This window comes from Chryseobacterium sp. POE27 (genome assembly GCF_039727685.1).
In the GTDB taxonomy this organism is placed as follows: domain Bacteria; phylum Bacteroidota; class Bacteroidia; order Flavobacteriales; family Weeksellaceae; genus Chryseobacterium.
On the sequence record NZ_CP152475.1, the window covers coordinates 1,476,988 to 1,495,794 of the forward strand.

Genomic DNA, 18,807 nt, shown 5'->3' on the forward strand with positions numbered 1-18,807 from the left:
TATGTTACAAAAAGGAACCGCTGCACCCGATTTTACATTGTATGCAACACCTGATCAAAAAATTACACTTTCAGAGTTTAAAGGAAAAAACGTTATTCTCGCTTTCTATCCCGCCGACTGGAGTCCGGTTTGCAGTGATCAGATGGCTTTATATAACGAAACCCTGAAGTTTTTCAAGAAGTATGACGCTGAGATTTTCGGAATCTCTGTGGATAGTAAATGGTGCCATCTGGCATTTTCGCAATCTCGGAATTTACATTTTCCGTTACTGGCAGATTTTGAAGCCAAAGGAGAAACTGCTAAAAAATACGGCGTTTATGACGAAGAAGAAGGCGAGTGTAAACGAGCTTTGTTTGTCATCAACAAAGAAGGTATCATCGAATGGAGCTATCTGTCACCAACGGCCATTAATCCTGGTGCAGACGGAATTTTAGACGCACTAGAAACACTTAACACAAAATAATTATGTCACTAAAACCATCAGTCAGTACTACTGACCACGCCCAAGGCAACTTAAAAGCCGATTTGGTGATCGTAGAATACGGCGATTATCAATGTCCTTACTGTGGAGCCGCCTATCCGGTTCTTAAAGAATTAATGAAAGAATACGGAAGTCAGGTGAAATTTGTATTCAGGAATTTTCCGCTTTCGGAAATGCATCAATATGCCAGAGTTGCGGCAATTGCTGCAGAAGCTGCCGATCTGCAGGGGAAATTCTGGGAGATGCATGATGCTATCTACGAAAATCAGCGGAATCTGGATGAGCTATATTTATTCAGGCTTGCAGAAAATATAGGGTTAAACATTGCTCAATTTAAAGAAGATATTCAGAAAGCCGAACTGGAAGAAAAAGTAGATTCAGATTTTGAAAGCGGAATTATGAGCGGTGTCAACGGAACGCCTTCTTTCTTCATCAATGGAAATAAATTCAATGGCGGTGCTGAGGATCTGCTTGAACTGATCGGCGAAAATGTAAGCTAATGGTCTTACTGTCTAAAAACAGCGAATTAAACTACAGGTGGAAATAGATGCCCAAATAAATTTCAGTTTTTTTTATCAAAAATGAGCGATATTAAACTAGATTAATTTCTATCAGATTTCACTGTCCTACATTTGCTAAAGAAATAACACAACAAATATTACAATACAATAATTATAACATTAAAAATTTACAACAATGAGTACACTAAAATTAAAAGACGGAACAGAGATTTTTTACAAAGACCAGGGAAAAGGACCGGTTTTAATGTTTCACCACGGATGGCCTTTATCTTCAGACGACTGGGATGCACAGGTTATTTTCTTCCTGCAGAAAGGATACAGAGTTGTAACGCATGACAGACGAGGTCACGGACGTTCCAGCCAGGATATCTACAATCATACGATCGAACAATATGCTTCTGATGCCGCTGAACTGGTTGAATTCTTAGACCTGAAAGATGTAGTGCACATCGGGCACTCTACAGGTGGAGGTGAGGTGATAAGATATGTAAACAAATATGCGAACGGAAGAGCGAAAAAAGCTGTTTTAATCAGTGCAGTTCCGCCGATTATGGTGGCAAGTGACAATAATCCTGATGGCGTTCCGATGTCCGTTTTTGATAATATCAGAGACCAGACTTTGAATAATAGAAGTCAATTTTATATCGATTTGACTTTCCCTTTCTACGGTTACAACAGAGAAGGTGCCGACGTAAAAGAAGGTGTTCAGAGAAACTGGTGGAGACAAGGAATGATGGGCGGAATCGTGGCTCATTACGACGGGATCAAAGCATTTTCTGAGACCGATCAAACTGAAGATTTGAAAAATACAGATATCCCGGTTTTGGTTCTTCATGGTGAAGATGATCAGATTGTTCCTTACCAAAATGCGGCTTTAAAATCTATTAAATTATTGAAAAACGGGACTTTGAAAACATACCCTGGTTTCCCTCACGGAATGCCAACTACGGAAGCTCCGACTATTAATAAAGATATCTTAGAGTTTATTCAATTGTAGCATTTGCCGAAACTATTTTGTTTCCCCAAATCAGATTAGATTAAAACAGTTTTCTGTTTTTGTTCCGCACATCAGTTTAAACTAAAATAAGTTTCTGTTTTGTTTCGCCAGGTCGGTTTAAACTAAAATGAAAAATGACCTACTCTACAATTTATAGGTAAGAGTAGGTTTTTTATTTTAGGGTATGGTCTTCAATTTCTATCCGAATAAGATATTTTAAATTAAAGTTTACGAATGATTTAGCTTAAACTTTTTCATTGCCTGTTCTGAAACAGGGGTAAATAAATTAACCAGATTTCCATCAGGATCACGAAACAGAAGAGATTTGTTCCCCCAAGGCATCAGTGTTGGTTTTTGAACTATGGAAGCGTCTACTACAGTCCTTATTTTTTCGTATAATTTGTCTACGTCATCAACCATAAATTCGATAATGACACTTGTATTTTGAATAGCAGTTACAATATCTTTTTCAGAAAAAGCTTTCATTGTATTAATACTGCCAATTGCCAATGTTGCACAATCCGTATTGAGTTCTGCAAACTCGGGTGTGTACCGTACAAAGGATAATCCTGTGATTTCTTCGTAAAATTTTATCAGACCATCAATATTGGAAGTGATGATTCTTACAGATAATAAGTTCATGTTGTATAAATTTAAAATTATCCTACAAAATTATCTGATAGTCTGACAACAGCCTGTCAGCAGCTATTATTTATTCTTCTAAAAAGACACTTTTTTTGTCAGGTAGCTTTTTTTAATCACTAATCTTGACATTCTAAACAAAGTAATTTGACGTTATCAACAAAGTCACGCAAGTCTATTCCTGATAATTTTGTCCTATAACTTTTAAATAATTTAAAAAATGGAAACAACCAATTATCAAGGAGCGTTACAACAACCAATCGGATCAGGATTTAACGCACAGTCAACAACAAATGAAATCATCAATGGAATAAACTTAACCGGTAAAATCGTAATTGTAACCGGAGGAAATGCCGGAATCGGACTTGAAACCACAAAAACCCTTGCAGCCGCAGGTGCCACTGTTATCGTACCCGCAAGAGATATTGATAAAGCTAAAAAAAATCTTGAAGGTATTGAAAATGTAGAAATTGAGGTGATGGATATTATGGATCCTCAGTCTATTGATGAATTTGCCAACAAATTTCTTTCGTCACAGAGACCATTGCATCTGCTTATTAACAATGCCGGAATCATGTGGGTTCCCCTTCGAAGAGACAGCAGAGGAATAGAATCACAACTGGCAACCAACTACCTCGGACAGTTTCATCTTACTGCCAGATTGTTCCCGGCACTTAAAAAGGCTAATGGAGCCCGGGTCATTAATGTATCTTCTTTAGGACATCAAATGGCACCTTTCAATTTTGAAGATCCTAATTTTTTACACAGGGAATATGAAACGTTACAAGCTTACGGTCAGTCGAAAACAGCAAGTAATCTGTTTGCCCTTGAGCTTGACAACCGCGCAAAAGAATACAACATAAGAGCTTATTCTGTACATCCGGGTTCAATAGCAGGTACCGAGCTGGGAAGAGAAGCACCATTGGAATTGTTTCAAAAAATGGGTTTTGTGGATGCAGACGGGAACATGCTCCCTGAAGTGGCGGCTACATTAAAATCAGTTCCACAGGGAGCGGCCACTACCGTTTGGTGTGCTGTCAGTCCACAGCTTAATAATATAGGAGGAGTATATTGTGAAGATGGCGACATTGCAAGGCTGGCAGAAGATGAAGAAAGCTATGGTTCATATGGCGTTAAAAGATATTCTTTGGACGAGGCTAATGCCAAGAGATTATGGGACCTGAGTGAGAAAATGACAGGCGTATCATTTACTATTTAATTTTAAATTTTAAAAATGAAAAATACAGATACAAAAATTGCAGTTATTACAGGAGGCAACAGCGGAATAGGATATGCAACAGCCCGCAGGCTTAAAGAAACCGGTACTGAAGTTATCATCACAGGCCGAAGAAAAGATGCGGTGGAAAATGCAGCCACGGAATTGGATATTACCGGCATAGTTGCAGATCAGTCGAACCTTACAGATATCAATCGGCTGGCAGCATCGGTACACGAAAAATATGGAAAGATAGATATGCTTCTGATCAATGCCGGGATCACCAAAATCGCTTCTATAGAAACTACCTCAGAAGAAATGTTTGATGAAGTAATGAATGTTAATCTGAAAGGAGCTTTTTTTACTTTAAGTACGTTCATTCCATTTCTGAATAACGGTGCATCCGTGGTATTTCTGTCATCCACATCAGCCAGAATTTCGCCTCCGAATGCATCAGTATATGCAGCAAGCAAAGCCGCGGTAAACGCGATTATGAAAATCGCAGCGATTGAGCTGGCGCCAAGGAAAATCCGTGTCAATGCGGTAAGTCCGGGACCTGTATCTACAGAAATTATGGATAAAATGGGAATGAATAAGGATCTTGAAAGCAAAATGGTCAACAGCATACCACTCATGCGCTTCGGAAAACCAGATGAGGTGGCCAGCTTAATTTCTTACCTGTTGGGAGATGAAGCTCTTTTCATCACCGGATCAGACTTTTTAATTGACGGCGGGCAAACTGTTTAGCTGAGTTTATTAAAAATCAAATACAAGTCACTTGCTGGCCTACTGATTATTTAATTTAAAATTTTAAAGCTATTGACTGCAAGTCTTCGACAAAGAATGATTTCACTACATTTGACAATCTACTATTTTTAACAACTGATACAACAATGTAGAATTGTATTATTTTTCATATAATTAAAAGTATTCAAATGGATCATATATCAAAATATCTGACACCTGAAATTAAGCTTTCCAGCTATGACGACAAGCTGTTTAAATCAGATCTTATGTTTGATGACCATATGCTCATATGGTTCATTTCAGGGGAAACAAAAATCATACAGGCAGATTCTACTTGTTATTTTAAAACAGGCGATATATTCCTGATTCCCAGAAATCTTCTTGCCACAATTGTAAATTATCCCAGGAACGGCCAGCCCCACAAAACGGTGGTAATGCATCTTTCTATGGAACGCCTGAAGAAATTCTATGAGAAAATCGAAATAGATAAAAAACGTCAACCCGAGCCTAAGATATACAGTTTCAGCAACCATCCGCTATTGGAAAGCTGCATGGCATCTGTAGTACCTTATTTTGACCTTGAAGGAACTTTTCCGGAAAATATTGCTTCTTTGAAAATTACTGAAGCCATAAGCATTCTACGGGAAATTGATAAAAGTGTAGATAATATCCTCGCCAATTTTGATGAACCGGGAAAGGTAGACCTCATCAGCTTCATGGAGCGAAACTTTATGTTTAATATGCCTATGGAAAAATTAGGCTATCTCACGGGACGCAGTCTATCAACATTTAACAGAGATTTTAAAAAATATTTCAGCAGTACGCCACAGAAATGGCTGACCGAAAAAAAGACTTCAACTGGCGTACTATCAATTATCCGAAAAGAAAAAAAAACCAACGGAAGTTTATCTGGAAGTCGGCTTTGAAGACCTCTCCCATTTTTCATTTGCTTTCAAGAAGAAATATGGTTTGTCACCAAGTCAGCTGTCTTTGTAGAGCTATTTTATTTTAATTTTCATAAATAAAAGATCCCGCAATTTTCAGATGAAGTTTGCGGGATTTAAAAAACAAATGTCCTAAATTCTTATTCTGTAATTATTTTCTTTATTATATGAGGACGGGGTTTTGATAATGCGCTGAGAAAAGTAATTGTGGTACTGTTTCCGTTTTCGTCTACTTTTAAAACAATTGACTGACAGCATGGAGATACGTTGAAATAATTTTTGTATCGTGTTTTGCATTTTAAACATTCGGTGATTACCGCTGCTTTTTTTTCCATAGTTATTGTGTTATTTTTATTGTTAAAAACTCTCATTGAGTTGTATAAATGATTGACTCTTAAATGAAATTATATTTTCTAAAAATCAAATGTACTTATTTTTTTTAATTATGTCTCTATCTCTACCTGCAATTTATTGATCAGAGAAACTTTATACAATGCATCTGCCACTTTCTCGTCATTTATTTTTCTTCTCCTCACCTGCCTGATATAGGCTGCATTTTTTGATTCCTTTTTTAGAAAGATATTCACTGAACCTGTATAACGCGCCGGTAGCCATTGGTCAATGAAATCAAATTTTTCGTCAATTATTTTCTGATGGCAGAGATACATCGATTTGCCCATATAAAATGAATAAATTTTATTTAACCTTTTTTTCGTAGTTTTGTGCTTGTCTAAAAGACAATTTAAGAGCAAATATACAATTATATATTTAAAAACAATAAATTATTTAAAAAATTACATCTTTTTATTGTTAAATTTAATACAAAGAAGCTACACAATATGAAAATTTACGAGAAGATCCGTGACTACAGCAGGGGAAAAGGAGAAACGATGACAGAAATCGCAAAAGATTACGGAGTAACGCCACAGTCGATTCAGTTATATTTTTCCGGGAAAAATGCAATGCCCCTCAATTTCTTAGTATGGTACGTTGAGAGACACCCGGAAATAGACCTGTATGCACTTTTCAGCAAAGAACATGACCAGATTGTTTCGGAACCAAGAGCTGAATATCATAAAAAATACAGAAAACAGCATGTTATTGACCGGATTATCAATATCCTGGAAGAAGAGTTGTAAAACAAAACAAATAATTTCACTGAACTTTATTAGAATTTATCCACCGGAAAAGTTGTATTCGTCTGCTTTTCCGCTTATAGTTGATCTTACAGGTATTTGAATTCTAATTTACAAACCAGATTTCAAAACGGCTGCCGTGTTCCAGAGGTTTATAATTCAGGTATCCCTGATGTGCTTCGACAATGCTTTTGCTGAGTGTAAGGCCGATCCCGGAACCCCCATTTCTTGTTGTGAAAAATGGGAGAAAAATCTTATCCTGAATTTCCTTCTGAATCCCTATACCACTGTCTTCTACACTCAGAATGATTCGTTTATGCAGTGTTTTCATTTCTGTTCTTATCATTTTTTCATCACTTTCGGAAACGGCATAAATAGCATTGAGATAAAGATTAATCAAACACCGCTGAATCATTTTTTCATCCGCAGAAATAGTATAATTTTCCAGTGAATTGATGATCGTGATATTCTTTTTTTCGAATTCAGATTTCAGGAAATGAAGGGCAGATTCTACAGTATCTTTTAATGAAATTGTTTTAAAAACAGGTTTTGGCAGTTCCGCAACCTGCCGGTAATCATCAACAAAATCAAGCAGCTGTTTCGATTTTGAATTAATAATCATCAGGCTTTCTTTCATATCCTGCTGATCTTCTTTTTCTATCGTTTCCTGATTGGCAATATATTCCATATTCTGTATCAGGCTGTTGACAGGCGTAAGGGTATTCAAAAGCTCGTGAGAAATTACTTTCATCAGGTTATTCCAGGCCAATTTTTCTTTTTGCTCAATAATTTTCTGAACAGATTCGAGACTGATGATGCAGAACCGGTGCCGGGCATTCTGTATTTTTTTGGTCCTGAGAGAATAAGATTGTCTGACATTTTCATTAATCGAAATATCAAAAAATTCCTGAGAATTTTCATATTGGGTTTGTTCGATGACTTTATAGAAAGCCGGTGCTTTAGTCTCATAAAGGCTCCAGGAATTATATTTGGGAATCTGCAGAATTTCAAGAAAAACAGGATTGACATAAAAAACATCCCAATCATTATTTTTTTCAGAAAGAATCATAAGACCTATCTCCAGCTGTCCCAGGATTTCCTCATAAAGTAGCTTGTAAGACGAGTGTGAAAGATATTCTTCCTTGCTTTGGTAATAAAGCTTTACAGCATTATCAACCAGATTATTTTCTTCTGTCTTAGGAAACAGCGAAAAATCTTTTTTCTGAATGGCTAAAAGCAACTTTTCCGTTTTCTGAATATAAGATGAAGCCGATGTCTGCGCCAAAATAATGCAAATACTGCTTACTAACGAAAATAAGATGCAATTGATCCATTTGTTCTGAGAGTAAAAATCAAATGCAAAAATTCCACTGACAATGGCCAGCAAAATGAAGATTAACCAAAATATTTTTTGCTTTTTCATAGTAAAAGAGGCTTCGACAAGCTCAGCCTGACATCGCTTAAATTAGACATTTAGTATTAGAATTGTCACAGACAGCTTGTTGAAGTGTATTTATCATTAATGATTTAAATCCATCAACCAAAACTATGAACCAACAACCAATTACAACTCAAATTTTTCCATTCTTCTGTACAACGCGGCTCTCGACAATCCCAGATCTTCCGCTGCCAGAGAAATATTTCCGCGATGTTTTTTCAACGCTTTTTTAATCAGGAATTCTTCCATCTCCTCAAGATTAAGATTCACTAACGTTTTCTCAGAATCATCGTCCCGTGGCATCAGCAGCTTCATATTTTTCTCATTAGAAAGAATCACACTTCTCTCAATGCAGTGATCGAGTTCACGGATATTTCCCGGCCAGGAATAATGTATCAACTGTGAAATCAAGCTTTCATTTAAAACCAGTTCAGGTTTATGGTACTTCTGTATGTATTTTTCCAGAAAATAATCCGCTAAATCCGGAATATCTTCCAATCGTTCTCTTAAAGCCGGAATCTGAAGTTCCACCGTATTAATCCTGTAATAAAGATCTTTTCGGAAACGGTTTTCTGCAACCGCTTTTTTTAAGATTTTCGTTGGTGGCAAAAATAAATCTCACGTCAAGTAAACGTTCCTTACTCTCCCCTATTCTGGATAATTTTCTATTTTGAATCAGGCTCAGCAATTTGGTCTGAAGATGAAGCGGAAGATTTCCGATCTCATCCAGGAAAACCGTTCCGTTCTGTGCATTTTCAATTTTTCCGGCGTAATCCTGATGTGCATCGGTAAACGCCCCTTTTTTATACCCGAACAATTCCGCTTCAAAAAGGTTTTCAGAAAGACTTCCCAGATCAATGTGTACAAAAGGCTGGCTTTTCCGCTCAGACAGCTCATGAATACGTTCTGCCAGAACATATTTTCCTGTTCCGTTTTCTCCCAAAAGAAGGACATTCGCATCTGTTGGAGAAACCCGGGTAATCTGATCCATAACTTCCTCCATCACAGTCGATTTCGTTTCCAACTGATACTGATTGGTTTTCACGCTGATATTCTCCCATTGGTTCAATTTCTTGTTTTTCCGGGAAATATCGACGGCAAGATTAACAGAAGCGTAAAGTTTTTCATTATTCCATGGCTTCAGGATAAAATCGGAGGCGCCGTTTTTCAGAGCTTCTACCGCCAGTTCGACTTCACCATACGCCGTCATCAGAATAATCGGAAGCTCAGGCTCAAGCGTTTTGATTTCCTGCATCCAGTACAATCCGTCCTGTCCGTTCTCAAAACCTTTCCGGAAATTCATATCCAGCAAAACAACATCAATCTGGTATTCCGACATTAGTTTCAGGATATTCTTCGGCTGGCTGAGGCAACTTACTTCCGTAAAGAATTTCTTAAGCCAGACTCTCGCCGAAAACAAAATATCTTCGTCGTCATCAACAATTAATATATGAGCTTCTTTTTTTCGCATTCTTGATTTAGTAATTTTTTATAGCAATTTTTTACGTTCGAAACGTTCTTTTGCTTCGATTAAAGCGAAATGTAATTTTCTCTCGAGTTCTTTTTTCGGTGGTAATTCAGTCCAGTATTCTGCGACCATTATCCCATCTTTATGCATTTCCAGAAGTTCTACCTGCTCTTTGCTGCTTTCTGCACAAAGTATCAACCCGATTGGTGTTTCTTCTCCCTCCTGCCTTTCATTTCTGTTGAGCCATTTCAGATATAATTCCATTTGGCCCTTATATTTTGCCTGAAATTTCCCCAGTTTTAGTTCGATTGCAACCAATCTTTTGAGTGAACGATGAAAGAACAGTAAATCAAGATAAAAATCTTCTCCGTCAATAATCATTCTTTTTTGGCGTTCCACAAATGCAAATCCTTTTCCTAATTCCATAATAAATTTTTCCAGTTCGTGAAGAATAGCAGTTTCAATATCTTTTTCAAGATAATCGTTTTGTAAGCCTAGAAAATCTAATAAATATGGATCTTTAAAAGTATTGATTGGGAAATTTTCGTTTTGTGACGATTGTAAATTGGCAATTTCGATTCGTTCAAAAGCTTTGTTGGCGATTTGTTTGCGGAGTTCCCTTACTCCAAGTGTTTCATTAATTGCTAGTTGTGCATAAAATTGTTTAGCTTCTACTGATTTTAAAGGAATTAAGATTAAAAAATGAGACCAACTTAATTGTCGTGACAGTGTAACGACAATTTGCATATCCGGAAAAATTTCCGCAAACTGCATCATTCTACGTACATTTTTCTCTGCAAAATTTCGTCCATAAGAATTTTCCAATTGTGTCGACACTTTCGAAACAATTTGTTTTCCATACGCTGCGCGTTGGTTTCGAAGAATATCATCATTAATGCGTTTGCCAACCTGCCAAAATAAAACAGTAAGCGCACTGTTGGCCTGCATCGCTACCTGCTGGCGGCTTTGTTCTATAAGTTTTGATAAATCATCAAAAAGCTTTTCGTTGGAAAATACGATTGGATGATCGAAGGGTTCTGTACTTTTTAATTTTTTAACCATAGTTTTTATTATTCATCATTTGTAATTTTTTTTTAAGATAAGTATCATTAATCAATCATTAAATTTGTCCGTTTCCGCACAAAAAGTGTCCGATAATGAACAGCCTTCAAAATCAATAAATTATGTTTAATCACATTTACAGAGCATTACAGCATTATAAATCTGTGGCATCTGCATTGTGTAATATCTTGTAAGCAAAAGACTTATCTCCATTATGGATACGAAAATAGTAAAAAAAGAAATCTAAACTGAAATTTGTCATTATAATTATTGTTCTGATTCTGGCAGTTTTGTTTTTCGGATGGTATTTCCTGAATCAGAAAAAAACATATAACGTAAAATCCGAAGACATTACCATTGATGACGTTACCAAAGGAAAATTCGAGGATATGTTGATGGTGACAGCACAGACACAATCACTGAATTCTTCATTGGTGAATGTCGTAGAAGGAGGCGCAGTGAAAGAAATTTTTGCAGAGGACGGGCAAATGTTGACGAAAGACCAGCCCATCGCCAGAGTTTACAACCCGAATACGGAATTCAATTACCTGAATCAGGAAACGGGAATCATGCAGCAGATCAGCCAGATGAGAAATTCGATTCTTGAGCTTAAAAATCAGGAATTCAATCAGGATAAAGAGCTGTTGCAGTCTCAGAATGATTACAATACCGCTTTGCAGACTTTTAATCTTCAGAAAAGATTGTATGATGCAGAAATCGGAAAGAAAACGGATTACGATGTTGCCCTACAAAATCTCAATTATCAGAAACAAAGAAAATTCATTGTAGAAAAAGGGGCAACCAATGAAAAGGCTTCCAGAAATTCCCAGATGGCGGCCATCACCAGCTCTATCAGTCAGATGGAAAAAAGTTTAAATATTCTTCGCTTAAATAAAAACAATTTCCTTATTATGTCGCCGGCTTCGGGAAGGCTCTCGTCTTTTACGATTTCGCTCGGGCAGAATCTTACAACCGGGGAAAGTATAGGAAAAATTGATCTGATGGGCGGCTACAAGCTGGTGGCTAAAGTGGACGAATATTACATCAATAAACTAACAACCGGAATCAAAGGAACGCTGGATAATAACGGAAAAGAATATGAAGTCATCATCACCAAAATTCTTCCGGAAGTGAAAGACGGACAGTTTTCGGTGGAACTGAATTTTATGGATGTAAAAATTTCAACACTGAAAATCGGGATGACATTCGGAGTAAAGCTTAAATTATCGGCCGACACGCAGAGCCTGATGATTCCGAAAGGAAATTTCTATAAAGACACCAACGGAAAATGGATCTTTGTGGTGAAAGGTAATAAAGCAGAAAAAAGAAACATCAGTCTTGGAAGAGAAAATCCTTTATATTATGAAGTGGTTTCCGGATTGAAACAAGGAGAATCGGTCATTACTTCGGATTATTCTGAACTAAAAAAATACGAAATACTTGATATTCAAAAATAAATTTAAAAATATAACTATGCAAAAACTATTATTACTACTGATAACAACAATTATTGGACTTATAATGTCTCTTGCGACATTGAAAGGCAGAACGATTGATAACATCACTGAAACGAAAACCGTTCTGCTAAGCCACTTTGAAAACATCGATTCTGATATGATCTTTAATGTAGAAGTGGTGAAATCTAACGAAGAAAAAGCAGTGATTACAAGCAATTACATGCAGTTCGTAAACATCAGCGTGAAAAATAACACACTTCATATAGGCTATAAAAGAAACCAGTCGATGGAAAATGTGAACACCAGAATTGTAATCTTTGCAAAAGATGTGAAATCTGTGAGCGCAAGTACCGCATCAGTTGTGAAAATAAAAAATGTATTTAATATTCAGAAATTCAGCACGGAAAGTGGCGGAAAAATCTTTGGAGATTCTAATGCTAAAAATGTTTCCATCAGCACACAATCCGGAGGTTCTGTTTTCGGGAAGTTGAATACGGATCATCTGGTAATTAACGCAGAATCCGGAAGTTCAATCAATATTCAGGGGAAAATCGGAACGGCAACCATTTCTTCGGAAGAAGCCTCGAAAATCACCGCAACCAAAACGGATATATCTATAGCTACTGTCAAGGCAGAATCGGCATCATCCGTAACTTTAAGTGTTTCAAAACAGTTAATTGCTTCTGCAAGTTCTCTGGCAACCATAAGGTATAAGACATTGTCTGGAATTAAATTCTCTGCAACACGAGATTCCGGCGGAACGATTGATATGCTTTAAATATAACTGATAATCGATAAATAATTTCCAAAACCTTAAGCATAGAACTTTAAACTAAATTAAAAATGATCAATATTAAAAACCTTTCCAAAATCTATAAAACTGAAGATGTTCAGACCAATGCGCTTAACGATGTAAGTTTACACATCAAAGAAGGTGAATTTGTAGCTATTATGGGGCCTTCCGGCTGCGGAAAATCTACGTTCCTGAACATTTTGGGATTGCTGGACAACGCTTCTTCGGGCTCTTACCAGTTCACCGGTACAGAAACAGTAGGCCTTAGTGAAAAGAAAAAATCGGACATCAGAAAGAAAAATATCGGTTTCATCTTCCAAAATTTCAACCTGATTGATGAGTTGACCGTTTATGAAAATATAGAATTGCCTTTGATTTACAACGGCGTTTCTTCCTCAGAAAGAAAAAGACGTGTGGAAGAGATCATGGAAAAAATCAATATCGCTCACAGGGCCAAGCATTATCCACAACAGCTTTCAGGTGGTCAGCAACAGAGAGCAGCCGTTGCAAGAGCGTTGGTAACAAGACCAAAATTAATTCTTGCCGATGAGCCCACCGGAAATCTCGACAGCTCCAACGGAAACGAGGTGATGAATCTTCTTGCCGAACTTCACAGAGAAGGCTCTACCATTGCGATGGTGACTCACTCTTCTTACGACGCCGGATACGCATCAAGAATTGTGAATATGAAAGACGGCGAGATTTTCTCCGAAGAGCATTCTTCCCAAAGAAAAGATGTTTTTGAAAAAGCAGATTCTAAAAACTTTGAGTAAAAACTTGTTGTTAGTTGTCGGTTGTTAGTTGATGGAAAATCAGCTAACAGAAGTATTATTTCAAAACGTCTGGTTTTAAATCCGTCAACCGACAACTTTCAACCCTCAACCCAAAACTATCAATTATGCTAAACAACTGGCTCAAAATCGCCTTCATCAATTATAAAAAGAACTGGCTTTCCACATTGATTAATTTGTTCGGACTCACAGTTGGCCTGACAGGCTTCATGCTCATCCTGATGCATTGGAATGATGAAGAATCTTACGAAAAATGGAATCCGAAGAAGGATAATATCTATGGATTTCAACAGCATAACAAAAAAAGAAAATACCTACAGCCCAAGTATTTCTTATCCCATTGCAGACCGTGCCGTAAAAATGATTCCTGAAATTAAGGATTATGTTTTGTTCAGTAATTCCGGAATGGGTTTTAAAATGACAACCAAAAAGAAAACCATTTATCAGAAAGATGGAATGAGCGTTTCTGAAAATTTCTTCAATTTCTTTCCATTTAAACTGGTAGCCGGAAGTTTCAAAGATGCTTTAAAAAATGAAAATTCACTTGCAATTTCCACCAAAGCAGCAAAAAATTTATTCGGCAAAACAGATGTTGCGGGAGAGAGTGTGAAATTTGACAATAAGAATTACATCATTACTGCGGTTTATGAATTGCCAAAAGGTAATAGTTTGATAAATCCGGAATTTGTAATGTTGGCTTATAACCAATTAAAGAACGATAAGGAAGGATGGGGTAATTTTAATTACGGATGTTTTTTTATGCTCGATAAAAATGCAGATACAGAAATTGTTCAGGAAAAATTATTGAAAGATGTTTTTGAGTATCGGGCGAAAATGAATGCGCAGGGAGCAGGAGTTACCCCTCAAAAATATCTTGAATTGTACGGTCCGCAAGGAAGTTTACTCACCCCACTCGATCAACTGAAGTTGCATGCAAAAGCCTATTGGTTTGGAACCGGAGATTTTAAAACAATGATGATTCTGTTTAGCCTTTCTGTATTAATTGTTATTTTATCAGCCATCAATTTTATTAACCTGAAAACCGCGCAGGCTTCTCAACGAGCTAAGGAAATCGGGGTAAGAAAAGCAATCGGAAGTACGAAATCTAAACTTGTCTTACAGTTTTTATTAGAAACTTTTTTAATTTGTTTTGCATCCTATATTTTATCGCTGGCATTGACTGAGCTTCTTTTACCTAGTTTTAATAAATTCTTTGATAAAGAAATCGTGATGAACAATTGGCATATCTACCTGTATTCATTTGCAATGGTTTTAGCCGTTACTTTGATTTCCGGATTGATTCCTGCAGCTTATCTGGCCAACTTCAAAGCCATTGAAACGCTGAAAGGAAATTTCGCCAGAAGCAGACACGGTGTCTGGCTCAGAAACGGAATTCTGATCTTACAGTTGATTATTTCATCTTTCTTTATCATAGGCGGTCTTATTGTGAATTCTCAGGTCAGATATATGATGAGCAAGGACCTCGGCTTTAATGGAAAACAGATTTTTCTGGTTTCTTTCAGCGAAAATAGTCCACAACCCTGGCTGAAGTATGAACGCATTAAAAACGAAATGCGAAAAATACAAGGGGTCGAGGCTGTTTCTTACGGAGAGGCTGTTGCCGGAAGCTATCGTTACAGCAATTCCAATATGGACTACATGAACAAAACCATCTATGCACAGCATGGCTCGATGGATTATGATTATCTCCAGTTTATGGGTGTCAAACTTCTCAAAGGACGCTGGCTGAATCCGAAATTAGCTTCGGATACCATCAATAATGTGTTGGTAAATGAAACTTTTGTGAAACAGTTTGGATGGACAGATAAGCAGGCTTTTAAGAATGAATTCCGGCCGGGTTTTGATGAAAAACCATACAAAATTGTAGGTATTGTGAAAGATTTTAATGTTAAAAGTTTAAAATCTGAAATTGAACCAATGGTTTTCTTTCATTACCGCGCAACATCCTGGAAGCGATATAATGTCTACAACATCCAGCTGAAACTGAAACCTGATGATATACCGGCGACCGTAAAAAGAATTAAAAAGTATTGGGAAAGCAATGTAGAGCCTGGTTATCCTTTTGAATCGTATTTCATCGACAAGCAGTTCGCAAAAACTTTCGAGGTATATCAGAAACAGCAGACCTTATTCACAATTCTGAATGCAATGGTTCTGATGGTTGCCCTGCTTGGATTATTCGCGTTGTCTTCATTAATGATTGAGCAAAAATTAAAAGATGTAGCCATTAAAAAAACTTTAGGCGCATCAGACGGAACTTTAATTATAGGTTTAACAAAACAATTCCTTTGGATTACTTTGATTGCAGTTCTCATCAGTATGCCAATCAGTTATTACCTGATGAACGAATGGCTGAAAGATTTCGCCTACAGAATTGATTTGCCTATTTTTCCATTCATTCTGAGTTTGATTTTATTATTGATTCTAACCTTCGCTGTTGTAAGCATCAAAGCATATCAGGCGACGAAAGTGAATTTGGTGAAATATCTGAAGTATGAATAAACGAACCCGAAGGGTTCAATGTAAATAGCCGTAGGTAAAACCTATGGAATCTGGTAAAATATCTGAAATACGAGTAAAAATTTGTTGGTGGTTGTCGGTTGAAAGTTGATAGAAACTTTTCCGACATCCAACAACTGACAACTAACAACCAACAACTATGTTAAAAAACTGGCTCAAGATAGCATTCATCAATTACCGAAAAAAACTGGCTTTCCACGATCATCAATATTTTGGGATTAAGTGTTGGGTTATGTGTTTTCTTATTGATATTTATCCATTGGCAGGACGAAAAGTCTTATGAGCAATGGATACCGGATAAAGAGAATATTTATTTTGTGGAAAATCGCAATGCAGCTTTTGGAATAATGTCAAGCTCCAGCTATCCTGAAATATTTGTCTCGAAAGAAAAATTTTCTGAGATAGAAGATTGTACGGTTCTCAACGATTGGGGAAAGCAGAAACTCAGCTTTGGCAATAATTCGGCTTATGTCTCGGGGACGGCGACGGTAGATTCTTTTTTCAGGTTTTTTGCTTTCGAGAAAGTAGCAGGAAATTTCCAAAATGCTTTATCCGATGATGGAAAAATAGCCTTATCACTGGAAACAGCCCATCAGCTTTTCGGCGATGATTATCCCAATGCCATTGGAAAAACGGTTAAAACTGATTCGGATGAAAAGAATTATGTAGTAACTGCGATTTATAAAATTCCTGCAGGCAATACTGTTTTCAAACCTGGTTTTCTTCATAGAAACCCCTATCTGGAAGAGTCTAAAGACAAATGGACGAATTTTAATTATAACGGTTTTTTTAAGCTTAAATCTGGTACAGATATTAAAGTCCTGGAAAATAAATTGTCGAAACAGATGCAGCAGCAGGACGAGATTGAATCAAAAAAATGGGGCTACACCGTTGATAAGAAAAGTCCGGCAATGGTTTATTTGACGCCAATCAGTACAATGAAACTGGATGCTAAAAGTGAAGGTATTTCCAAGGGAGACAAAAAGTCCATCATGATTTTGCTGGGATTATCTGTTTTGATTTTATCCTTGTCGGGAATTAATCTGATTAATCTTAAAACCGCACAGTCTTCTCAAAGAGCTAAGGAAGTCGGTGTGAGAAAAGTGGTGGGAAGTTCAAAATCAAAACTGGTTTTACAGTTTCTGCTTGAGACTTTTATGATTTGTATGGCAGCATACATCATTGCGTTTGCAATGGTAGAACTGCTTTTGCCTTCATACAACAAATTCCTCAACAAAGAAATCAGACTGAATGACTTTACACTGTTCATCTACACAGGATTATTTCTAATTGTTTTTTCATTGATTTCAGGATTGATTCCGGCACTTTATCTTTCGAATTTCAAACCAATCAATACCTTGAAAGGTAATTTTGCCAGAAGCAAAAATGGGGTCTGGCTGAGAAACGGAATTTTGACTTTGCAGTTGATTATTTCTTCATTTTTCATCATCTGCTCATTGATTATTCATACCCAGGTCAGCTATATGATGAATAAGGATCTGGGCTTTAAGGGCGACCAGGCGATTCAGATTAATTTCAAAAAATCAAACTGGGAAAACAGCTTTAATGTCAATAAATACAAAAGGCTGAAAGTTGAATTAGCGAAAATCCCCGGGGTAACGGATGTCACAGGTTCTGTTAATTCTATAGGAAGCGGCACTGCTAATGCATCAATCGTAAAATTAGCGACGGACACCACTAAAAGCATACAGACGATGCTGGGCGGTATCGACGAGAATTTTTTAAGGTTTTACAAAATAAAATTCGTCTCCGGACGCGACCTGAATTGGAAAAAAGCTTCCGACACCATCAACGGCGCTGTGGTTAACGAAACTTTTGCCGGAAAACTGGGGTATAATCCAAAAACAGCTTTAGATAAAGAATTTTTCACGGGCTGGGACGGAAAGAAAAAGTATAAAATTCTTGGTGTCGTAAAGGATATCAATTACAGCGGTGTGAACCAACTTATTGAACCCATTGTTTATTTCAATTATGATAGAAACTGGGTGAAAAATAATATGAGTAACCTTCAGATCAAACTTTCCGGAGATGACATCAACGGAACTTTGGAACGAATCAAAGAATTCTGGACTACCAAAGCCGAACCAGGTTATCCTTACGATTTTGAATTTGTAGATAAGCAATTTGCGAAAACTTTCGAGAAATTTCAAAAACAGCAGACGCTTTTTACCACTTTAAATGTCGTAGTTCTTGTTATTGCATTATTAGGATTATTTGCTTTGTCATCATTATTAATAGAACAGAAATTAAAAGACGTTGCCATCAAAAAAACGCTGGGCGCTGACGAAAGAACAATTGTATGGGATTTGACCAAAAGATTTTTGCTGATTTGTGTGATCGCTGTTTTCATCAGCATTCCGTTCGGATATTATGCTATGAATGAATGGCTCAAAGATTTCGCTTACAGAATAGATATGCCGGTCTGGCCGTATGTTTTAAGTCTTATCTTATTATTGTTACTCACTTTTATTGTAGTCAGTTTCAAAGCGTACCGTGCCACAAAAATCAATCTGGTTAAATATCTTAAATACGAGTAATTGGTTGATTGTTGT

General features: G+C 36.9%; 18 protein-coding genes and 1 pseudogene. 13 read left to right on the forward strand and 6 right to left on the reverse strand.

Annotation, left to right across the window (positions count from 1 at the left end):
- Position 1 precedes the first annotated feature (1 nt).
- The 3 genes from AAHI02_RS06830 (at position 2) to AAHI02_RS06840 (ending at position 1,999) form a co-directional block, all read left to right on the forward strand.
- Entirely contained in the window at positions 2 to 463 is a 462-nt protein-coding gene (locus tag AAHI02_RS06830) for a redoxin domain-containing protein (RefSeq protein ID WP_346986058.1), read from the forward strand.
- A 2-nt stretch (positions 464 to 465) separates the two neighbouring features.
- The gene (locus tag AAHI02_RS06835) at positions 466 to 981 is read left to right on the forward strand and encodes a thioredoxin domain-containing protein (protein WP_346986059.1); all 516 of its coding nucleotides are present in this window, start codon (positions 466 to 468) and stop codon (positions 979 to 981) included.
- 196 nt (positions 982 to 1,177) lie between these two features.
- Positions 1,178 to 1,999, forward strand: coding sequence for an alpha/beta hydrolase (locus AAHI02_RS06840; RefSeq protein WP_346986060.1), 822 nt, complete (start codon positions 1,178 to 1,180; stop codon positions 1,997 to 1,999).
- Positions 2,000 to 2,227: 228 nt separating this feature from the next.
- On the opposite strand, the gene AAHI02_RS06845 is transcribed toward AAHI02_RS06840, so the two are convergent.
- Entirely contained in the window at positions 2,228 to 2,641 is a 414-nt protein-coding gene (locus tag AAHI02_RS06845; RefSeq protein WP_346986061.1) for a VOC family protein, read from the reverse strand.
- 220 nt (positions 2,642 to 2,861) lie between these two features.
- Between AAHI02_RS06845 and AAHI02_RS06850 the strand changes: the two genes are divergently transcribed.
- The 4 genes from AAHI02_RS06850 (at position 2,862) to AAHI02_RS06865 (ending at position 5,600) form a co-directional block, all read left to right on the forward strand.
- Positions 2,862 to 3,860 (forward strand): SDR family NAD(P)-dependent oxidoreductase, encoded by a 999-nt coding sequence (locus tag AAHI02_RS06850; RefSeq protein WP_346986062.1) that lies wholly within the window; start codon positions 2,862 to 2,864, stop codon positions 3,858 to 3,860.
- Between the two features lie 15 nt (positions 3,861 to 3,875).
- Entirely contained in the window at positions 3,876 to 4,604 is a 729-nt protein-coding gene (locus AAHI02_RS06855; RefSeq protein ID WP_346986063.1) for an SDR family oxidoreductase, read from the forward strand.
- 188 nt (positions 4,605 to 4,792) lie between these two features.
- Positions 4,793 to 5,530, forward strand: a complete 738-nt coding sequence (locus AAHI02_RS06860) for a helix-turn-helix transcriptional regulator (protein ID WP_346986064.1) — start codon at positions 4,793 to 4,795, stop codon at positions 5,528 to 5,530.
- Complete coding sequence (locus AAHI02_RS06865; RefSeq protein WP_346986597.1) at positions 5,463 to 5,600, forward strand: AraC family transcriptional regulator; 138 nt, start codon at positions 5,463 to 5,465, stop codon at positions 5,598 to 5,600. The genes AAHI02_RS06860 and AAHI02_RS06865 overlap by 68 nt, the downstream gene beginning before the upstream one ends.
- Positions 5,601 to 5,688: 88 nt before the next feature.
- Here the strand turns inward: AAHI02_RS06865 and AAHI02_RS06870 are convergent, their stop codons facing one another.
- Positions 5,689 to 5,883, reverse strand: a complete 195-nt coding sequence (locus tag AAHI02_RS06870) for a hypothetical protein (RefSeq protein ID WP_346986065.1) — start codon at positions 5,881 to 5,883, stop codon at positions 5,689 to 5,691.
- Between the two features lie 108 nt (positions 5,884 to 5,991).
- Positions 5,992 to 6,228, reverse strand: a complete 237-nt coding sequence (locus AAHI02_RS06875) for a hypothetical protein (protein ID WP_346986066.1) — start codon at positions 6,226 to 6,228, stop codon at positions 5,992 to 5,994.
- Positions 6,229 to 6,387: 159 nt separating this feature from the next.
- On the opposite strand from AAHI02_RS06875, the gene AAHI02_RS06880 reads away from it, so the two are divergent.
- Complete coding sequence (locus AAHI02_RS06880) at positions 6,388 to 6,687, forward strand: hypothetical protein (RefSeq protein WP_346986067.1); 300 nt, start codon at positions 6,388 to 6,390, stop codon at positions 6,685 to 6,687.
- Between the two features lie 103 nt (positions 6,688 to 6,790).
- Here the strand turns inward: AAHI02_RS06880 and AAHI02_RS06885 are convergent, their stop codons facing one another.
- From AAHI02_RS06885 to AAHI02_RS06895, 3 genes and pseudogenes are all read right to left on the reverse strand, one after another.
- Positions 6,791 to 8,107 carry a HAMP domain-containing sensor histidine kinase gene (locus AAHI02_RS06885; RefSeq protein WP_346986068.1) on the reverse strand — a complete coding sequence of 439 codons (1,317 nt, stop codon included), beginning with the start codon at positions 8,105 to 8,107 and terminating at the stop codon, positions 6,791 to 6,793.
- A gap of 141 nt (positions 8,108 to 8,248) precedes the next feature.
- Positions 8,249 to 9,593 (reverse strand): annotated as a pseudogene (locus AAHI02_RS06890) (sigma-54 dependent transcriptional regulator).
- An 18-nt stretch (positions 9,594 to 9,611) separates the two neighbouring features.
- On the reverse strand, positions 9,612 to 10,652 hold the full coding sequence (locus AAHI02_RS06895) for a PDDEXK nuclease domain-containing protein (protein ID WP_346986069.1): 1,041 nt from the start codon (positions 10,650 to 10,652) through the stop codon (positions 9,612 to 9,614).
- A gap of 290 nt (positions 10,653 to 10,942) precedes the next feature.
- On the opposite strand from AAHI02_RS06895, the gene AAHI02_RS06900 reads away from it, so the two are divergent.
- The 5 genes from AAHI02_RS06900 to AAHI02_RS06920 all read left to right on the forward strand — a co-directional run bounded on the left by AAHI02_RS06900 (position 10,943) and on the right by AAHI02_RS06920 (position 18,792).
- The gene (locus AAHI02_RS06900; protein WP_346986070.1) at positions 10,943 to 12,109 is read left to right on the forward strand and encodes an efflux RND transporter periplasmic adaptor subunit; all 1,167 of its coding nucleotides are present in this window, start codon (positions 10,943 to 10,945) and stop codon (positions 12,107 to 12,109) included.
- A 16-nt stretch (positions 12,110 to 12,125) separates the two neighbouring features.
- Positions 12,126 to 12,887, forward strand: a complete 762-nt coding sequence (locus AAHI02_RS06905; RefSeq protein ID WP_346986071.1) for a DUF2807 domain-containing protein — start codon at positions 12,126 to 12,128, stop codon at positions 12,885 to 12,887.
- A 65-nt stretch (positions 12,888 to 12,952) separates the two neighbouring features.
- Positions 12,953 to 13,675, forward strand: a complete 723-nt coding sequence (locus AAHI02_RS06910; protein ID WP_346986072.1) for an ABC transporter ATP-binding protein — start codon at positions 12,953 to 12,955, stop codon at positions 13,673 to 13,675.
- 249 nt (positions 13,676 to 13,924) lie between these two features.
- Positions 13,925 to 16,216, forward strand: a complete 2,292-nt coding sequence (locus tag AAHI02_RS06915; RefSeq protein WP_346986073.1) for an FtsX-like permease family protein — start codon at positions 13,925 to 13,927, stop codon at positions 16,214 to 16,216.
- Between the two features lie 230 nt (positions 16,217 to 16,446).
- Positions 16,447 to 18,792, forward strand: a complete 2,346-nt coding sequence (locus tag AAHI02_RS06920; protein ID WP_346986074.1) for an FtsX-like permease family protein — start codon at positions 16,447 to 16,449, stop codon at positions 18,790 to 18,792.
- Positions 18,793 to 18,807 lie beyond the last annotated feature (15 nt).